The 20,898-nt window shown below is 43.9% G+C and carries 10 protein-coding genes; 1 reads left to right on the forward strand and 9 read right to left on the reverse strand.

Features of this window, described 5'->3' with window-relative positions; translation table 11 throughout:
- Positions 1-594: 594 nt before the first annotated feature.
- A complete protein-coding gene (locus QUA62_RS09555; RefSeq protein WP_333403581.1) occupies positions 595-5,616 on the forward strand; it encodes a PAS domain S-box protein in 5,022 nt (1,673 codons plus the stop codon).
- A 376-nt stretch (positions 5,617-5,992) separates the two neighbouring features.
- On the opposite strand, the gene QUA62_RS09560 is transcribed toward QUA62_RS09555, so the two are convergent.
- The 9 genes from QUA62_RS09560 to QUA62_RS29345 all read right to left on the reverse strand — a co-directional run bounded on the left by QUA62_RS09560 (position 5,993) and on the right by QUA62_RS29345 (position 19,422).
- Positions 5,993-7,744 carry a diguanylate cyclase domain-containing protein gene (locus QUA62_RS09560; RefSeq protein WP_333403582.1) on the reverse strand — a complete coding sequence of 584 codons (1,752 nt, stop codon included), beginning with the start codon at positions 7,742-7,744 and terminating at the stop codon, positions 5,993-5,995.
- A 38-nt stretch (positions 7,745-7,782) separates the two neighbouring features.
- Entirely contained in the window at positions 7,783-8,235 is a 453-nt protein-coding gene (locus QUA62_RS09565) for a response regulator (RefSeq protein ID WP_333403583.1), read from the reverse strand.
- Positions 8,232-8,402 carry a hypothetical protein gene (locus tag QUA62_RS09570; RefSeq protein WP_333403584.1) on the reverse strand — a complete coding sequence of 57 codons (171 nt, stop codon included), beginning with the start codon at positions 8,400-8,402 and terminating at the stop codon, positions 8,232-8,234. The genes QUA62_RS09565 and QUA62_RS09570 overlap by 4 nt, the downstream gene beginning before the upstream one ends.
- Before the next feature lie 319 nt (positions 8,403-8,721).
- A complete protein-coding gene (locus QUA62_RS09575; RefSeq protein ID WP_333403585.1) occupies positions 8,722-10,629 on the reverse strand; it encodes a PAS domain S-box protein in 1,908 nt (635 codons plus the stop codon).
- Positions 10,630-12,573 (reverse strand): response regulator, encoded by a 1,944-nt coding sequence (locus QUA62_RS09580; protein ID WP_333403586.1) that lies wholly within the window; start codon positions 12,571-12,573, stop codon positions 10,630-10,632.
- Positions 12,574-12,859: 286 nt separating this feature from the next.
- Positions 12,860-16,018, reverse strand: a complete 3,159-nt coding sequence (locus QUA62_RS09585; protein WP_333403587.1) for a PAS domain S-box protein — start codon at positions 16,016-16,018, stop codon at positions 12,860-12,862.
- Positions 16,015-16,413 carry a response regulator gene (locus tag QUA62_RS09590; RefSeq protein ID WP_190658413.1) on the reverse strand — a complete coding sequence of 133 codons (399 nt, stop codon included), beginning with the start codon at positions 16,411-16,413 and terminating at the stop codon, positions 16,015-16,017. The genes QUA62_RS09585 and QUA62_RS09590 overlap by 4 nt, the downstream gene beginning before the upstream one ends.
- Before the next feature lie 60 nt (positions 16,414-16,473).
- Complete coding sequence (locus QUA62_RS09595; protein WP_333403588.1) at positions 16,474-19,017, reverse strand: CBS domain-containing protein; 2,544 nt, start codon at positions 19,015-19,017, stop codon at positions 16,474-16,476.
- A 159-nt stretch (positions 19,018-19,176) separates the two neighbouring features.
- Positions 19,177-19,422 carry an ATP-binding protein gene (locus QUA62_RS29345; protein WP_445301651.1) on the reverse strand — a complete coding sequence of 82 codons (246 nt, stop codon included), beginning with the start codon at positions 19,420-19,422 and terminating at the stop codon, positions 19,177-19,179.
- Positions 19,423-20,898 lie beyond the last annotated feature (1,476 nt).

Raw genomic sequence — 20,898 nt, forward strand, 5'->3', positions numbered from 1 at the left:
TTCCTCTATCGAGAGATGACTTGCATTGCTCAATATAAATAGGCGCTAATTGCGGGCTATTAACCGAACACAATCTCAGAGCGTATCTTGTAAACCAACGGTAATTCTCGTAACTTAGTAGTAATACCATTTTGAAAAAATAATGCCACTTTAGACAAGCTTTAAACGGCTATTTAAAATCTAAAGTTTCAAAGGCTATCAGCAATGCAAATTCTGATTACTCCGCGCTATTTTGACTTGCCTCTTGCTATTCCCCTGCCAAAGGTTGTAAATTAAAATAGAGTTGAGTTGCAATATTGGTAAGACTATGATAAGTTTGGGCCACTAGGTTTCGGGTGAGGCGGAAAACTTGCAGCGAACAACTCAACTCTACAAATAAATCTGCGGGCTCTGCAAGCACACAGCGCACTCTCAAGCGTGCGCTTCAAGTTCCCCAATAATGAGCTAGGTAACTCCATCCGCTGCTAATTTTTTTTATTCCTAAAAACTAGCAAAAGGATACCAGTAAAAAAATACCAGTTTACGCAACAGCCAAACTGCGATAGTCATCAGTCATTCCAAATCTAAAATCTAAAATCTAAAATCTAAAATGGTATGACATCTGTTTTTGAGTCAACTTTAACCCCTGCTTGTTTGAAAATTCTTTTAGTAGAAGACTGTGCAGAAGATGCAGAACTCATTCAAGAACTGCTGTCTGAGTCCCAACTAGGACAATCAATTGATTTGACCAATGTAGTTCGCCTCCGGGAAGCTATAGAAATTTTAAGCGACAAAATTTTTGATGTAATTTTATTAGATCTTTCACTTCCTGACAGCCTAAAATTTAATACTTTTTTCCGCCTTCAAGATTGCGGTATAAATACTCCGATCGTCCTTCTGACAGCGGCCGATGACGAAGAACTGGCTGTCGAGTTAATTGCCGCCGGCGCCCAAGATTATCTGGTGAAAAGACAGGTAGACAGCCGGCTGCTGGTGCGGACGCTTAGGTGCGCGATCGCCCGCCAGAAACGGCAAGCAGAATGGCAAAAAAGTCAAGAGAAATACCTGCGGGTTGTTGACAATATCAGAGAAGTAGTTTTTGAAACAAATACTGCTGGGAATTGGACTTTTCTTAATGCGGCTTGGACGGAAATTACCGGATTTACCGTTGATGAAAGCTTAGGAACTTCCTGTTTGAGTTACATTCATTCTGAGGATCAATACCACTATTTAAATTTGTTTAGACATCGGAGACCAAATCAAGAAACACCCTGTTGTTATCAAAGTCGATATGTTACCAAACATGGCGAAATTCGGTGGGTGGAAGTGCAAGAGTTTTTTATTTTGGGCGGGAACGGAGAGGCGCAGGGGACGACAGGAACTATCAACGATATTACAGATAAAATTTTAGCTCTTTCAGAACTCGAAGCTAGTAAAAAGTTTTTGAATTATACGCTCGATGCAGTTGCCGACCCACTTTTTGTCAAGGATGAACAGCACCGTTGGATACTGTTAAATGATGCTTTTTGCAAGCTGATCGGGAAGCAGCGCGAGGAACTGATGGGCAAATCGGATTATGACTTTTTCCCAAAACAAGAAGCTGAGATTTTTTGGCATACTGACCAACAAGTGTTTAGGACGGGGAAAGAAAACGAGAGTGAGGAAATATTTACGGACGCCAACGGTGCAAAGCACATTGTGTCTACTAAAAAAACTGTCTTTGAAAATACCGATGGCAGTAAAATTCTTGTGGGGATAATTCGAGATATCACTCAGGATAGGCGCAAACAATTAGCCCAGCAAGAAAGCGAAGCTAGACTGCGGCAACTTACTGCCAATTTGCCGGGAATAATTTATCAATTTCGCCTATCAACCGACGGCCAAAAAAGTTTTCCTTATATTTCTTCGGCTAGCCGCGATTTATATGAATTGGAACCCGAAAATATTCAGCAAAATCCCCAACTACTTTTTAGTTGTATTCATCCAGACGACCGCCAAAAATTTGAAGAATCAATTGCTGTTTCTGCGGCAAATATGCAGCTTTGGTACCAGGAATGGCGCGCGGTTTTCCCGTCGGGAAAAATTAAGTGGTTGCAAGGGGTTTCGAGACCGGAACGAGTTAATTTTCCCACAGAAATAGGGCAGGAAGGCGATATAGTTTGGGAAGGCATGGTGCTGGATATTACTGATTTAAAACAGGCAGAAGCAGCTTTGCGGGAGAGCGAAGCCAGATTTCGCTCGCTCGTTGAGAATATCCCCGGCGCTATCTGCCGCAGCTTGTATGATGCTGATGAGACGATGGTATTTATTAGCGATGAAATTGAGGAAATTAGCGGTTATCCTGCTGAGGATTTTATTGGCAAGAACTGCTGGAGTTTTACTAGCATTATCCATGAGGCAGACAAGGAAATGGTCGATCGACAAATCAGCGCAGCAGTAGAGTCAAAACAGCCGTACAATCTAGAATACCGGATTGTTCGCGCTGACGGGGCGGTGCGGTGGATATCGGAAAGAGGTAGGCCAACTTACAATCTAGAAGGGCTGGTTTCGTGGCTCGACAGAGCGATTTTTGACATTACCGATCGCAAACAAGCCGAACTGACTCTCTGCCTGGTAACTCAAGCTGTAGACAGCGCTAGTGATGCGATCGTGATCGCAGATTTGGACGGTTATTCCGTTTATCACAATCAAGCATTTATTCAGCGTTACGGCTATACAGTTGAGGAACTAAATAATGCCGGCGGCCCAGCAGTAATGTACCCCAAATCTCAAGAGTTGAGAAAGTTATTTAGGGTGCTGCGGAAAGGTTTTTCCTGGGAAACTGAAATTCAAATAAAGAGTAAAAATGGCAATATTATAGAAACTTTCTTGCGAGCTAACTGTATTAAAGATAGCGCTAGTCAACCGATAGGAATGATAGCCATAATTGCCGACCTCACAGAAAGAAAACGCACCGAATCGGCATTAAAACTCAGTCAAGAGCGATTGCAGTTGGCGGTTTCAGGCAGCTATTTGGGGCTGTGGGATTGGAATATACCTACTGGCGAAACTTATTTCGACTTTTATTGGAAATCAATGCTTGGCTATGCAGAAACCGAAATTGAAAATAACCTCAAAGGTTGGGAAAGTTTGCTGCATCCAGAAGACCGAGCGAAGGTAATGGAACGTTTAAATTCCTATTTGGAAGGTGAGACTGATATCTATGAAGTTGAATTTCGGATGCTCAACAAAGCGGGCAATTGGCAGTGGATTCTGGCGATGGGCAAGGTAGTCGAGTACGACGAATGGGGTGCGCCGTTGCGGATAACAGGCACTCATAAAGATATCAGCGCCCGCGTTGCAGCAGAAGCCGAAAAAACGCAGTTGATCGCATCTCTGCAACTACTTGCCGAACAGTTGCAAGCCGCGCAAAAAATAGCCCGCATCGGCAATTGGGAATCCGATAGGGAGACAGGAATTATTACTTGGTCAGAAGAACTGTTTCGAGTTTACGGTCGAGAATTGAATCGGCCGCCGACAATGGAAGAACTTTTAGAGCAAATTCATCCCGATGACAAAGAAAGGTTTACACAAGTTGTGCAAAAGGCAGTGACTGAAGGGACAGCTTACGACATCGACCACCGCATCTATGTTCCATCAGGAGAAATCAGGCACGTTAACGCTAAAGGACAATCTGTTAAAAATGAGTTGGGTCAGGTGGTGAGGCTGTTTGGCACGGCAATGGACATTACCCATCGCAAAAAAGCCGAAACTGCTTTGCAAGAAAGTGAACAGCGATTTCGAGCTGTATTTGAACAAGCGGCGATCGGCATTGTGAAAGTGTGGCAAGACGGTCAATTTTTGAATGCAAATCAAGGCTTTTGCAATATTGTCGGATACTCGGAATTGGAACTGAAAGCGCGAAATGTTGGGGATATTTCTCACCCTGAAGATGTAGCAGCAGATGTCGAGTCGCGCCACAGACTGTTAGCTGGAGAAATTTTTAATTATTCGTTTGAGAAACGCTTTATTCGCAAAGATGGTTCATTTGTTTGGACTAATATGACTGTATCTTTAGTGCGGGATGGATTTGGGGAACCTAGCTATGTAATTGGTGTGATTGAAGATATTAGCACTCGCAAACTTGCCGAGGCTATCTTGCGCCAGCAATTAAAGCGAGAACGCCTGGTGGTAGGAATGCTGGAACGCATTCGCTCTTCTCTCAATTTAGAAGAAATTTTGACAAAAACTGTTGCTGAAGTACGGCATTTTTTACAAACAGACCGGACAGTTATTTATCAGTTTAATCCCGATTGGAGCGGTTTTGTAAATGTCGAGTCAGTGGGCGAAAATTGGCGGGCTATTCAGGGAATAACTATTAACGATTCCTGCTTTGAAGACAGCTATGCTTCTGCTTACGAACACGGTCGTGCTGTAGCGGTCGATGATATTTACCAAGCTGATCTTTCCGAGTGCTACATTAATTTATTAAGTCAATTTCAGGTGCGAGCTAATTTGGTAGTGCCAGTTTTGCAAGGCGAGAAGTTGTGGGGGCTATTGATTGCTCACGAGTGCGCTGGTCCCCGCCACTGGGTGGAAATTGAGGTCGAGTGTCTCAAACAAATTAGCGTGCAGTTGGCGATCGCAATCCAGCAATCAATGCTGTTTGAGCAAGCACAAAGTGAAATTGCCGATCGCAAACAAGCCGAGTCAGCTTTGCAGGAATCGGAAGCGCGAGAACGTTCAAAAGCGCTAGAGTTAGAAGCAGCTATTAACAAACTCAGAACCACTCAAGCTCAGCTCGTTCAAAATGAAAAAATGGTGAGTTTGGGTCAGTTAGTTGCTGGTGTTGCTCACGAAATTAATAACCCTGTTAGTTTTATTCACTGCAATCTCACTCCGGCTCGCAATTACACTTTAGATTTGCTGCAAGTGATTAAATTTTACCAGCATTACTGTCCTAATCCTCCAGCCCAAGTCTTGGATAAAATTAATGAAATAGACTTGGATTATATTGCTGAGGATTTCCCGAGATTGTTTAATTCGATGCAAGTAGGAACCGAGCGAATTGTCGAGATCGTGAAATCGTTGCGTAACTTTTCCCGATTGGACGAGTCTGCTGGGAAGTTGGTTAACATTCACGAGGGAATTGACAGCACTTTGATGATTTTGCAAAATCGGTTAAAATCTCACAGCAGCCAGGGAGAAATTCTGATAGTTAAAGATTACCAAGTATTGCCACAAATTGAATGTTTTCCGGGCGAGTTGAATCAGGTATTTATGAATATTTTAATTAATGCGATCGATGCTTTGGAAGAACGAGACAAGCAGCGTCCGATCGAGGAGTGCGATCGACATCCAAGCACGATCGCTATTCGCAGCTATCAGGCGGCTGCCGGCTTCGTAGCGGTATCCATTGCGGATAACGGGCGGGGGATACCGGAGTCAGTGCGATCGAGGCTGTTTGACCCCTTTTTCACGACTAAACCTGTGGGCAAAGGTACGGGTTTGGGATTGTCGATTTCTCACTCGATTATCGTCGATCGCCACGGCGGCAGATTGAGCTGTATTTCCACACCAGGAGACGGAGCGGAGTTTTTGATTGAAATTCCAGTGCGGCCGAATTTAACTGGTACGAACTCAAATTTGGGGCAATAAATTAGGAATTTGTAATTAGAAAAGGGGCAGCGGAAATGAGTAATATCTCACAGCTTTAACCATTTTCAAGAACAGGCAAGATGCCTGTTCCACACAGAGTGAATTTTCTTGTGGGACAGGCATCTTGCCTGTTCCTAAATAAGTAATTGAGAAGGGTGCAGCATCTCAGTAATATCAAATACCGTAGCATCGGAATTATACCCTGAAAGCGAGCATTATCCTTGCTCCGGGTCACTCGATCGCGTCCCGCTCGCACTGCACTCGGAAAATTATTATTCCGATGCAAAGGTCAACAATATGAGTTAGGAGTTCTGAATTATGAGTAAAAAATTAAACAGGATATTACTAATTATCAATTACCAATGACCTTCAGCTTTTACATAAAAATCGGGGAAGATTCCGAGTTACTGCTGGCGTGACAAATGCGGTTTTTGCCTTCGGTTTTGGCTTGATAAAGGGCGCTGTCAGCGCTGCGAATTAGGGTGTTGGGAGATTCCTGGGCAGAAGGAATCGCTGTCGCAATGCCGCAACTGAGGGTAACGTAGGGCCCGATCGACGCTCGCGCGTGGGGCAGTTTCAAGCTGGCGATGCCGTCGCAAATTTTCCGGGCGACAACGTTTGCCCCTTGGGCGCTGGTGTTCGGCAGCACTAGGGCAAATTCTTCGCCACCGTAGCGGGCAGTCAAATCCCCAGCCCGGTTGGTGGCTGTGGCGATCGCCCCGGCAACTTGGCGCAAACAATCGTCCCCGCCCAGGTGCCCATAAAACTCGTTGTAAAGTTTAAAAAAGTCGATGTCAAACATAATTAAAGACAGCGGCAGTTCCTCTCTTGCCAATCGGCGCCACTCTAAGCTCAAAACCCGATCGAACTGGCGGCGATTGGCAATGCCAGTCAGTCCGTCAGTAGTTGCCAGTTGCTGCAATTTTTGATTGGCTATTGCTAGCTTGCGGTAAAGTTGAGATTGTTCGATCGCGATCGCCACTTGATTTGCCAAATGCTGTAAAAAATCTATTTCCCACTGCTGCCATTCCCTGACACCGCAGCAATTGTATGCTGTCACCATTCCCCACAAACTATTGCCATTTTCTGCGATCGAATCCGGCAAATTTTTACCCTCCGCCTGCGGTTTGCCACTCGCCTGCTGCCAGATATAATTTTCTGCTGCATCTGGATTTTTCTCGACTTCCCAAACAAGGGCTTCTTGTGTTTCTTTTGCCGTTTCCCAGTCGCCTGATTGCCAAATTGGCACGCTGATAACTGCTGCAATTTCACAATCTGCCAGCAATTCTTTGCAACTGCCAGCCAAGGGGGCAGTGCTGACATCTGCTATTGCTTGTACCGACTGGGATTCGACTAAAACAAAGCAGGACACCGCCAAAGCAGCACTAATATTTTGGTTTTCAATATAACCTTCTGGCAAACCGTCACCGGCGACGATCGCACCTTTTTGCTCTTCGCCGTCCAATTGAGACGCCCAATCCTGACAGCGATAAATTAAAACGCGGTCTGTTTGGAGAAATTGGCGCACTTCTGCAACGGTATTTTGGAGAATGCTTGCCGGATCAATTGACGATCGAATATGTTCGATCATTTTGCCCAACAGCCGCTGTCGCAGAGCCTGCTGCCGCAATTGTTCTTCGATTTGCTGGCGTTCGATCGCGTAATGGATTGCCCGCACCAGAAGAGTTCGGTGGAATCTTCCCTTTACCAAACAATCTTGAGCGCCCCAGCGCAATACCGACCGGGCCATATTTTCATCGTTGATATCTGTCAGCACCACAATTGGCAATGTGGGCCATCGCCCTTTCAAAACTGCGAGATCCTCGCTTCCCCTCAAGCTGTCTGACCCTGACAAATCTAATAGTATGGCGTCAAACTTGTCTACTTCCAGACGCCCAACTCCTATCTCCAGAGACTTAACAGTTTGGAGAAGAAATAGAGAGTCGCTGAATGACCCTAGAAGGTCTTGGATCATTGTCGGATTTCCCAGGTCATCCTCAACCAACAAAATTTTCAGACATTGGTTACGTGTTAACACAACTATAGCGTTTGGAGCGGGTCTAAGGCCACTTTTTTGTTTCGAGAGCGATACTTGCGATCGGTCAATATTTCTGCTTATCAAATTCACTATACCCTCAAACTATGGATTTAGCCCTCCATTAAAGTTTACATATCCGGCGGGAGTGAAACGATTTCAAACCAATACTCGCATAAAGTCTTCATTACTTCAAGCAATCCTTCAAAAGTGACTGGTTTGGATATGAAAGAATTGGCTCCCAAGCGGTAGCAAAGCAAGATATCTCCTCTGCGGTGGGAAGTTGTGAGCATTACAACCGGAATGTGTTGCAAATGGGGGTCAGATCTGATCGAAGTTAGTGTTTCGCGCCCGTCCAGCCTCGGCATATTCAGATCCAAAAGTATCAAGTCTGGCTGATGCCAATTGCTGCTAGCAAAATATTGACCGCGACGGTACAAGTAGTCTAGCACTTGTTCTCCATTTTCCACAAATTCGCTCGTAATTGCTAATCGAACTTCTCCCAGTGCTTCTTCCATCAAAAAGCGCGTATCCTCGTCATCGTTTGCTATTAAAAGAGTAAATTTTTTCTTTTTATAATTCACGGCTTTGCCTCACTACGAACGTCTTTTGTGAGGTTGCGGGACTGTGATCCGTGTCTGAGTACCGGCAAAGCATCTCTTGCCATCATCCGGTAAATCTGGCTGAGAACACTGAAATTGTGTTGCAGCAATTTACCGTTTTTCTCCATTTGCAAAGGTTTGCGAATCATGCTTGTTTCACTTGGCAGTCTGTCCGAGAAGCGGCAAACTGCAAACACATCACAAATCCTTGTCCGCCAACTACGAGGGAAACTACTGCATCCCAAAGCAAGATGCTCTGGATACAGTTGAAAAAAATTAACAAGTCTTGCGCGCACCGCTGATTTATAAGTTGTAGAAGGAGAGAGCTAATAGATATATATTGATAGATTTTTAGCTCGATGTCATCAGTGAATATGCTACACTTTATCAGCATTTTTGTAAAGAAAACATAAAGATATTTAAAGCTTAAGTAAAGGACAGGTGACTGCTTCAGGCGGACTGCTGACTTCACTTGGTTATAGGAATAGAAAAATAAAAAGTCGAGCCTTGATTGGGTTCTGATTCTACCCAAAGGCTGCCGCCGTGCCGATCGACAATTCTTTGACAAATCGCTAAACCGATACCAGTTCCCGAATACTGTTTTTGGGTGTGCAAGCGCTGAAAAATCTGAAAAATTCGCGGATGGTACTGTGAGGCAATCCCAATACCATTATCCTGCACTGAAAACACCCAGCTATCCCCCTGACGCGAAGCGTCCACATGCACCACCGGCGCCTCACTACTGCGGTACTTAATGGCGTTACCAATTAAATTTTGAAACAGTTGCAGCAGTTGAAAAGAGTCACCTTTTACCCTTGGCAAATTCCCCCTAGTAACTGAACCTTGATTTTCGCGGATGGCCAAATGCAAATTAGCACAAGCATCGTCAAAAACCAGATTGCAATCTATCATCTCAAAAGGTTTCTGACTGCGGCCGACCCGCGAATACTCCAGCAAGTCATCAATCAGCGCCTGCATCCGCTCGCAAGAATTAACAATATTGCGGATAAATTTATTCCCTTGGGCATCAAGTTGTTGGGGAAAGCGTTTTTCTAATAGTTGAGCGTAGCCGGCAATCGTGCTCAAAGGCGCTTGCAAATCGTGAGAAGCCACGTAAGCAAACTGTTCTAGTTCGGCATTAGAACGAGTTAATTCTTGAGCGTAGCGGGTTTGAGTGTCTAAACTCGCTTGCAGGAGTTCTTGTACCAGCTTGCGTTCGGAAATATCCTCGATCGCACAAATCAAATACTGCAGCGTCCCTTTGACATCGCGCATTGCCGAAACAGTAACATTTGCCCAGCGCACAGCTTCATCTTTGCATAGCAAACGCTTTTCCACAGAAAAAGTTTGAATCTTCCCGGATAACAGCGAGCGCAAGTATTCTCTGTCCGCTTCTCTGTCATCGGGGTGAGTAATTGCCTCCCAGTTTTGCTGTAACAATTCGGATTGTGCATAGCGAACAATTTGACAAAAGCCGGGATTTACCCGTATAAATTTACCGCAAAGCGCGGTTTTAGCTATGCCGACCGCAGCTTGCTCGAATATCGCGCGGAAGCGTTCTTCGCTCTCTCGCAGGGCTATTTCTGCTCGTTTGCGCTCGGTAATGTTGCGAAATGTGACTGCCAGACCGTCGTTTAATTTGACCGCCACAATGTGCAGCCAAACAATTGTATCTCGCTCGTGTTCGTAATAAAATTCTTGGTCTACAGTTTCTCCTGTTTCTACTACAGAAACATACAAATCAAATAACCCGTTATTGCTAACTTGGGAAACTTGGGCTAACAAATTTTTACCAACTATCTCATTTAATAGGAGACCATAAAATTTTTCAGCAGCAGCGTTGATCAAGAGCCACTGGAAATCTACAATATTTCCCTCACGGTTGCGGACTGCAGAATAAGCCACCACACAGTCTAAGGAACTATTTAATATGCTAGCAAGCAGCGATTGCGACTGTTGCAGTTGATAATTTTGTTCTTTTAATTGCTGTTGCAGTTTTTGCAAGCCGACTTGCTTGTCGATGCGCGCTAAAACTTCTTCTACTTGAAATGGTTTAGTAATATAGTCGGCTCCTCCTACTCGAAAAGCTTGTAATTTATCGTTCATTTCATCTAATACACTTAAAAATATCACCGGAATTTGTTCGGTTTCCGGTGTCGCTTTCAGTCTCCGACAAACTTCATAACCGTTCATTTCCGGCATTCTAATGTCGAGCAAAATTAAATCGGGGCAATAGGTGATCGCAACATTCAACGCCAGTTGACCGCAAATAGCTCGGTAAACTTGATATCCCTGGGATGTTAGCAGTTTGGATAAGAACCGCAGATTGCTCGGTTGGTCATCAACCACCAATACTTTAATTTCGCTATTATCCATTTATTTTAAACTCGATTGAGTTAAATCCATGATCTTGTCGAGTCTGTAATCGGCAAGCAAATCTTTTAAAGCCTCAGCTAAAGTTGGATGACTTTCCCAGATGCGATCGACAAGTTGAATCGCCAGCTCTTCATTAACATCATTAGCTGCATCGTAGAGTTCCTGCACCCAGCTTTGAGGCATCTGAGCCAGCAGCCCTCCGAAAAATGAATCCGGTTTTTCGCTCACACAATAACGCGGTAAAGCCCCGGCTGGGAGGCGGGGCAACTCTTGATAAAGATAGCGCACTCCCAAGTAGCAAGCCATCTTATCAAACAGGATTTGTTCTTGAAAAGGTTTCCGCACAAAATCGTCGCAACCTACGGCGATAATGTCGCCTTTTTTTTCCTCAAAAGTGCTAGCAGTCAGAGCAATAATTACAGTTCGCCACTGAGTTTGTTTCTCTTTACCTCTAATTTGTCGGACAGCTTCAAAACCGTCCATTACCGGCATTCGCGTATCCAGCCAAATTAAATGAGGCTGCCAACTTTCCCAAAGTTCAACCGCTTGGTAGCCATTTTCTGCTTCTCGGACTTCAAAACCAATTGGTTGCAACATTTTAACCAGCAGCCGCCGATTTTCTTGATTGTCGTCAACTGCTAAAATCCGATAAACCGGTTGATCTGCTTCTAGTCCGATCACCCGCTGCAATGTCGCCACTGTTATTTCAGACGAAATAGCCGCACATACTCGGATATTAAATTTAAAACTGGTTCCCTCACCTAAAACACTTTTTACCCAAATATCCCCGCCCATAATCTGCACGTATTTTTTAGTAATTGTCAAACCCAACCCCGTACCATCAGCCGCTTTTCTCCCCGCTTGTGTTTGCACGAAAGCATCAAATAAAGTATCAATTTCTGCTGTTGCTATGCCAATTCCCGTGTCTTCAACTTCAAACAAAATTAACAAGGGTTCGAGTGAGGTAGAGTTAGGATGACTTTCCGATTCGGCCGGCTGCTGCGGCTGGTTGCTTTCCACGCTCACGCGCAGCCAAATACGACCCCCGTCGCGAGTAAATTTCATGGCATTTCCCAGCAGGTTAATTAAGCAGACGCGCAGTTTTTTTTCGTCAGCTTTTATATATTGCGGAACATTTGCCTGAACGGAAAATCTCAGTTGCATTTTTTTTGTTTCAGCTTTGATTTGAAACATTTCTTCTAGAGTGTCGAGGAGTTGATAAAGGTCAAAGCTGCGTTCATCTAAGCCAATTATCCCTGCTTCTATTTTCGACAAGTCTAAAACATCGTTAATTAGTTCCAGCAAATGTTGACCGCTGCGGTTAATAATTCGGAGATTTTCAAGATTTTCGTGGCTGAGCAAAGAGTCGCGGCTCATGACTTGGGTAAAACCCAGGATGGCGTTCAGGGGCGTCCGCAATTCGTGGCTCATGTTGGCAACGAATTGACTTTTGGCGAGCGATGCAGCGGCCGCTGCTTCTTCGGCCTTTTTGCGTTCTATTATTTCTTCTTGCAGTTCTTTATTGCGATCGAGCAATTGTTTTTTCAGTCTTTGGATAGTCAGTTGGTGTTCGATTCGCGCTAAAACTTCTGCTACATGAAACGGTTTTGTGACATAATCTACCCCTCCAACTTGAAAGGCGCTTACTTTGTCCAATACTTCATCTAAAGCGCTGATAAAAATAACAGGAATTTCTGAGGTCTTCGGATCTGCCTTGAGCTGCGTGCAGACTTCGTAGCCGTCCATTTCCGGCATTTTGATGTCAAGCAAAATCAAATCGGGAGAACCAGAGCGCGCGGCTCTGATGGCCATTTTACCGTTAATTACGCCGCGGACTTTGTAGCCCCGATCGGAGAGCGTTGCTGATAAAACTTGCAAATTTTCTGGAGTATCGTCAACAATTAATATGTTGCCTTTATTTTCTTCTATTGTATTTGTGGTCATCGATTGCTATTTTTTGTTAATTTAATAATTGTTAATTTTAGGAAAACTGGTTAAATACTCATTATAGCACTCCCTCTTCAAGCAACTGTTTTGATATTTACAGAACTTACCGTAGTTGAGATTTGAGATTTGAGATTAAAGAATTGGGAATTACTGATGATTACCAGGGTGTGGAGCTTGGCTACAAGTCAATTACCCGATCGCCTGCGGGCGAGTTTACAAATAGGGGAGCGACCTAAACCATCAATAATCCTGAGCCTGCCCCTATCCCTTCTTCTGTCATCCTTCAACAATTTCTAAACTCCTCAATCAAATCGATAATCCGATCGCATCGGAAGTTATTTGCCAAATCGGCGATCGCGCTGCGGAAACTAGCATTAATAGAAGGAATCGACAACAACAGCCGAAAAATCTCCTCGTTATCAACCGCATCCGCCGCAGAATACAATTCATCAATCCATTCAGGAGGCATAGCTTCCAAAAATGAAGTATTGAGCGTAAAAGCCAAATCAGCCGTTTCAGTTGCCATAGAAACCTCGGCGGACACCGCAGCATCAGAACTTAGCGAAGCTTCTCGATCGTAAACATAGCGGACTCCCAGATGCTTAGCCATCTTTTCTAGAATCACTTGCTCCCGAAAAGGCTTCGCTACAAAATCATTGCAACCAGCAGACAAAATCAGCGATCGCTCCTCATCAAAAGCACTTGCAGTCAGAGCAATAATCACCGTTGCTTGACCTTTCAAATGCGCTTTAATCTGTTTAGTAGCTTCGTAACCGTCCATCACCGGCATCCGCATATCCATCCAAATCAAATGAGGTTCCCAACTCGACCACATTTCCACAGCTTGAACGCCATTTTCAGCTTCCTGCACCGCAAAGCCGAGCGATGTCAGCATTCTGACCAACAGCAAGCGGCTTTCCAGGCGATCGTCAACAGCTAAAATCCGGTATTCTGGCTGTCCGGGTTCAATACCCACCACTCGGCGAGCTGTTTGAGCCACCTGAATTTCCATTTCATTAGGGAGTGAAACTTTAACATCAAATTTAAAAATGCTGCCGCGACCGAGGGTGCTTGTTACCGTCATCTTCCCTCCCATTAACTGAACGAACTGTTTGCTGATTGGCAAGCCCAAACCGCTTCCTTCTTGAGCTTTTTTCCCGCTTTCTGTTTGCGCGAAAGGTTTAAACAAATTGTCCATTTCTTCGGCAGAAATTCCTGAACCAGTGTCTTGCACTTCAAATAGCAAACAGCAATTCTCTCTTGGCGAAATCTCGGGGTAATTTGTATTTTTTAGCAACTCATGTTTGATTCTCAAATTAACACCGCCTTCCGCAGTAAATTTAATAGCATTTCCCACGACATTTATTAATACTTGTCGCAACTTGCTTTCGTCAGTTTCTATATATTGAGGTAGGTCGGGTCGGAAATCAAAAATTAACTGCAAGCCTTTTTTGTCGGCTTGCAGTTTCAGCATATTTTCAGTATTTTTTAGCATTTTGTGCAAGCCGAAGGTGCTGTTATTAAGTGTCACCAGCCCGACTTCAATTTTTGACATTTGTAGAATATTGTTGATCAGAACGAGCAAATGTTCCCCGCTCTGGCTAATAATTCCTAAGTATTGCTGTTGGTCGGCACCGAGGTTTGGGTCGCGGGCCAGCAGTTGGCTGAAACCGAGAATTGCGTTGAGGGGAGTCCGCAATTCGTGGCTCATATTCGAGAGAAATTCGCTTTTTGCCCTGTTGGCTCTGTCGGCTTCTTCTTTGGCTTTTTGCAGGACTATTTCAGCTTGTTTGCGTTCGGTAATATCGCTAGCAGTGCCTGTGGTGCCGATGATGTTTCCTTCAGCGTCCATGCGCGCGATCGCCTTGGTATTTACATCAATCTTTCTGCCGTCTTTTCCTAATACTATATTTTCGTACTGAAATACAGTTTTTCCCGTCAGCAAGCGCTGCTGAAGTTCCCATTTCCAGTCTATTTCTCCTGGAGCCAAGAAATCGCTAAAAGAACAGCCGAGCATTTCTTCCGGCTCGTAACCGTATATTTGTTTAACTGCTTGGTTCACAAAAGTAATGTGTCCTTGAGCATTGCAAGACCAGATAATATCTTGGGAAGTTTCAACTAAATGACGGTATTTTTCTTCGCTCTCTGCTAGAGCTATTTCTGCCAGCTTGCGTGGGGTAATGTCCATCAAAGTTGTGAATAGTTTTGTCACTTGCCCTTGGTGGTTGACAACTACTTCTCCTCTGGCTTCGATGTAGCGGATGAAGCCGGCTTCACTTATTTGTGATGGGCTATTATCTGCAGCAATTTTTGGTTCCGGGCGCAGAATTCGATATTCCAAACTGTAAGATTGCCCGCTAGCAATAGCAGTGTCGATCGTTGTTTGCCACTTTTGTCGATCGTCCGGATGCACGTATTGCGAAAACTCAGTTAGTGTTGGCGCAGGCTGGGTTGGATCGAACCCAAAAATCCGAGATAACTCTTCCGACCAAGTAGTTGTGTTGGCAGAGAAATCGCATTCCCAATTACCGACACGGGCGATTCTTTGCGCTGCTGCTAAAGAAGCCGCTACAGCTCGGAGTTTTTCTTCGGCTAATTTGCGATCGCTAATATCTTGAATCACTGAAATCACGCAGGTTTCGCCATGAATGTCAATGATTTCTGCTGACAGCAGCCCGGTTCTGAGTTCCCCTGTTTTAGTGCGAAAATCAAATTCGTAGTTGAGAATAATTTGTTTTTCATCTAACATTTTAAACAACTCGCCGTGGGCTTGTATATTTTCCCAAAGATTCAAATCAAGCGCCGTGCGATCGAGGATTTCTGCGGCTGAATAACCGATGGTCTGGCAAAAAGCCTCATTAATTTCTAAATAACGACCGTCATTAAGTCTGGTAATAGTAATCGGGTTGGGAGAAGAACGAAAAGCTTTAGCAAACTTTTCCTCAGACAATCGCAGTTGTGCAGTCCGCTCCTCGACTAAAGTTTCCAATTCTTGATTCAGCTTTTGGAGTTGAGAATTTTGTACCGCTAATTGCTTCTCCCTAAAATAGCTGTTAATCGCTTCTTTTACCGTCAACTTCAAATCTTCTGACTGCCAAGGTTTCGATATGTATCGGTACAATTTAGCATATTTAATAGTATTCGCCACTGCTTCTAGGTCTGCTTGCCCCGTCAGCATAATTTTGATAGTTTTTGGCAAAATTCTGTGAATCTGCTTCAGCAATTCGTCCCCTTTGATATTCGGCATCAGATAGTCGGAAATCACTGCTACGATTTCGCTGCCCTCAGCCAGTAATTCCTCTATTAACTCTAAAGCATCTTCGCCGCCTTCAGCGGTTTCTAATAAATGTTCTTCCCCCAGGGTTTTTTTTAACTCAATTTTCAAACTCTCAAGAATTATCGGTTCGTCATCCACGCAAATAATCACAGGTTTATTGTTCATATTTTTGTCAAACCCGATTTTATAGTTTCTACTAATTCTTGCCGCTCCCACGGCTTGTACAAACAACGGTGCAAGTTTGCTTGCTCCTTCACCCGTGCTATTGCTACTTCGTCGGCTTGCCCGGTCAGCATGACTTTCACAATTTTGGGATATTTTTGGTGAACCATAATCAAAAAATCATCTCCTTTAATACCTGGCATTAACCAGTCAGATACTATGACCAAAATATCACTTTCATCTTCTTTTTGAATTTCCTCAATAATTTCCAGAGCTTCATCTGCATTTTCTGCTACTTCATAGAGGTAAGCATCCCCAAATTCTTTTTTAAGTTGAATTTTTAAACTATTTAACACTACAACTTCATCGTCAACGCACAAAATTACTGGTTTAGGCATAAAACTTTACTTCTATTAAACTTTAAACTTTGGGGTATTTCCCTCTTTTTTTAATTGCTATTAAGGGATTCCGATGGGCAAGGATATAGTAAATTTTGTTTGACCAGGCACGCTTTCTACTTGCAGTTCACCTTGGTGTTTTTCCAGAATTTTTTTCACTATATCTAATCCCAAACCACTGCCTTCCCCTGGAGGTTTAGTTGTGAAAAACGGCTCAAAAATTCTCGGCATAATCTCTGGGGGAATGCCTGGACCACTGTCGGTAATACTGACTGATATTGCGTTCGCTTGGTGTTTGACATCAATTTTTAACACTCCTTTGTTGCCCATAGCTTGTAAAGCATTGTGAACCAAATTTGTCCAAACTTGATTGAGTTCATCAGGATAGCATAGCACAGAGGGCAAATTAGTACCATAGTTTCTGACTACTTCCACACCGTGTTTGATTTGGTAGTGGTAAAGCGTTAAAACAGTATCAATACCCTCGGTAATATTAGCTATTACTTTAGAACCCGACTGGTCGTAGCGAGAGTAGCTTTTCAAAGCAAAAACGATTTTTGCTGCCCTATCCGTAGCCGTAGCAATATTTTTAGTGCTTTTTTGTACCGTAGCAAATTGGTAGGCAGTTTGTACAATATTTCGACTTTGGCTGTCTTTCAACAAAGGCAAAAAACGTTCTACATTATTGCCGATGCCGATATCCAATAAAGTACAGGCAAGACTGGCGGCGTCGTCAATGTTTTCTGATTCTAATTGCCCCTGCAAAAGTTTTTTTAACTGACGTTTTTCTTTACTAGATAATGTATCTGTTTCTTGGCTGGAGTTGTGTAGCAAAGCAAAGAAATCCTCCCGCCGTTCCGGGGATAGTTCTTGAAAAAATATCGGCAACTGCTGCAATTGTTCGGTCAAGAAGTCGGCGATGTTCTGCACCGAAGAGCGAATCGCCCCTAAAGGAGAATTGATTTCATGAGCAACTCCAGCAATTAACTGTCCGAGGGCTGCCATTTTTTCTGATTGAATGAGTTCTTTTTGAGTCCGCTTCAATTCTTCTAAGGTATGAGATAACTCTGCATTTTTTTTGCACAGCGCTGACTCGGCTATTTTGCGGGCGTTGATGTTGCGGGCAACCCAAATGACTGCATCTTTTGAGAACAGAGAAATGCAGGCGGAAAACCAAATTTCGCGGTCACAAACTGTTAAGCTGTAGTCAAAATTGAGAGTTTGTTGTGTTTCTAACACTTGCTGAACTAACACCCACCAATCATCCGGGTTGTCGTCGTCAAAAAAATGTTCTATGGTCAAGCTGACTATATCACAATCAGGCTCAGAAGCCGCTGCCACATTCGTTGGCAAAACTTCTATGTTTCGCTGACTGTCTAGCACGAGAACGATGTCGGTCATCGCTTCAAAAACGGCGCGGACTTTCCTTTCAGAAAAGTGCAATTTTTCTTCGAGCAATTTTCTACCGCTAATTTGTTGCTGCAATTCTTCGTTACTGGCTGCTAGTTGAACCGTGCGGTCTAGAACTCGCTGTTCGAGTTCCGTGTTGAGGCGACGAACTTCATTTTCAGCGGTGGTGCGGTCTTCTATTTCCTTTTTTAACTGACTGTTGGCATTAATTAATTCTAAAGTTCGCTGTTTGATTTGTTCTTCCAAATTTTCATTTAAAATTCGCAATTTTTCCTCGACTTCTGTTCTCCGCAACGCTTCTTTTTGCAATTCTTCGTTCATTTTGTTCAACTCCTGAATTTGGTCGGCAACTGTTTCCTGCAAAAGCTCGACATTTGCGTGCATTTCTACCGGATCTAAGGCCTGCAGCAGGCTAATTTCAGTCACAATTCCGGCTAAATATCCTTCCTCGTCCACCACCACCAAGCGCCGGATGCCGTGCTGCTGCATTAACTGGTGAGCCTGCCACAAGGTGGCTTTTACCTGCAACGGTATCAGCGGAAAACTCATGGCGGCAGTGACGGGAGTACGTGCGAAATCTAGTCCAGAAGCTTGGAATTTAACAATGTCGCGTTCTGTAATTATGCCCACAGGTTTTTGATTTTTGTTGTCGCTGTCAGTGCAAATGACTATGCAGCTTTTCCGCTGGGTTCTCATCTGTTTTGCGACTTCTAAAACTGAGGCGCTGCTTGAAGTAACTATTAATTGTGCAGTCATAATTTCTTCGGCGCGCCACATTTTCAGCAAGTCTGCAGGCTTGAGGATTTGACGGATGCTTTCGGAGGTGATAGCGCCTAGCAAGTTGCCACCTTCGTCTGTGAGGGGTAAATGACGGATTCTTTTCGATCGCAATATGCTCAATACCTTGAAGATATTCCCCGCTTTATCGAGGGAAATGGCGATCGGGTTTTCAGTCATTACCTCAGAAATTGCCACCCCTGCTAGCGGTATTTCGCTAGCAGTTATTTTCACCACATCGCCCTCTGTAAAAATTCCAAGCAATTGCTGCTCAAACGCGATTAAAATGCAACTGGCTCTCGCCTCAGTCATGGCAGCAATTGCGACTTTCAAGGGTGTGTCTGGAGGCAGCACCGGGGGTTTGGGGTCGATCGCCTGTTCTAGCAAGCTTTGGGTATCAGAAGCTGTTGTTGACATGGGCAAATCAAGGGGGATAGATGCAGGCGGAACCGGCACTTAATACCATTTTAGATTTCCGATTTTACAGTCGCGGTACGCTCACCGCAATCCTGGTTTGACATCGGTCTAGAGTTGCATTTTTAGTCGCGCATTGGTAGGGTTTTTAGTACGATCGCGCTAAACGGCGATCGGAATTGACACAATACACGTCCTTTGACCGATAACTGATGTTACTTCTATTTTACCCAAATGTTTTTCCACACTTTTTTTAACAATCTCCAGTCCCAACCCGCTGCCTTCGTCGGCGGGTTTTGTGATAAAGAACTGCTCAAATATTAGTGACCAAATTCCCCGACAATTCAGTTGCCACTGACGAGCAGGCTCTGATTTTCTGCTCTCACCTCTACTTTTAAAACTCGGCAATTATCTATAGATTGTAAAGCATTGTGCATCAGATTTTTGATCCAAACTTGTTTTAGTTTGTCTGGCTCAGACAACAATTTAGGCAGTCGAGCTTGATAATTTATGACAACTTCTACTCTGTGTTTTAGTTCTTTTAATCAACACTTAATAGATTTTTAAGGAACCAGTAATATTGGCAAGTAGGTTTTTTTAAACTTAGAAAAATATATTTTTTCTAAGTTTAAAATTACTTTGGTGGATCTCTCTAGCAAATTATCTTCTTGGGAAGCTGTGAATAAATGGCAGAGACTATCTTCCTGACTCAGCAAGTTAAGCACCCTTTGATGAAATATTTGATGGCAGTGCAAGTTTATGGATGCCGTTAGTTGAGCAAGCAGGTTGCTAGATTCAGAAAATTCGTGTTTTATTTCTGTAAGTTCTTGCCCTACAAAATAGGAATATTGAGATTTTTGGCACAATAACCCATAACTTCAAACTCAGCGTTTTTGAGAGCACTTTAATAGCTTTATCGGAATATTTGCCGGGTTTCCCTGACATGAAACTTGCTGTGAGTGATACAAGCTGCTACTAAATATAATATCCTGTCTCAGAGGCTGTGGGCATTGAACATCGATAACTGTAGCTACGTGTTGCAGTAACTAGCAGCCCAGAAAATCATGGTACCCGCAATTGTAAATAATAACCCTGCCTTTGCGCGCAAGCATTCAAGGCAGGGTTATTATTGAGTATTCCGAATTCTCAAGGGTGAAGCGAGGACGCTGCTGCCGACTTCGGCTGCCCAGCAGTGCACTACTCGCCCAATCGAGTGATTTTAGCGCTGCGTTCGGCCAACATCAGCAGTACATAAATAGTCATTACATAGCCGGCGGCCAGAATGGGAATAATTAGAGGAATATCGCGATAAATCATAATTAGAACCAAAAGTCAAGGACGAGGAGGAGCAGGACAAGTTCAAGACCTACTACATTAAGTCAGTACGCAAGACCATGCCTTGGTTCTGAAGGCTGTTTTTCCATATCAAGCCTGCGGGAACATTTAGGCGTTCCCGGTCATCTATAATGATTTACTGCTTTACAGATGCTTAAACAGCCTAAAACCATCCACTTTAGCTGCTTTGAGCTACCGTGCACATAAGATGCGCTACTCTTAACTTCTGAAAACTTTTAGCCGCGAGGAACTAAAAATCTGTCCCAGAAATTTTGGCTGCGATCGACTAACAAGGCTGGCTCTACGAAACTTTTACAGGCACCTAAAAGCTACCTGCCAGTCTGGCTGTACTTAATGTATAGAATTGTTTAAATCCTTAATACCCATAATAACACAGGGTTTCTGGGATTTAGAGATTTTTTGGCAGTGTCCTTAACAATTCGATACAATAGGGGCAACCCCTCTGACAGCAGGCGACTCACCTCTAGTAGTCGGGTGAGTCCCATCGGGTGACAGATGACAAATAACTGCCGATCGCCTAGATTTTTC

Source organism: Microcoleus sp. MON1_C1 (assembly GCF_036701945.1).
Taxonomy (GTDB): Bacteria; Cyanobacteriota; Cyanobacteriia; order Cyanobacteriales; family Microcoleaceae; genus Microcoleus.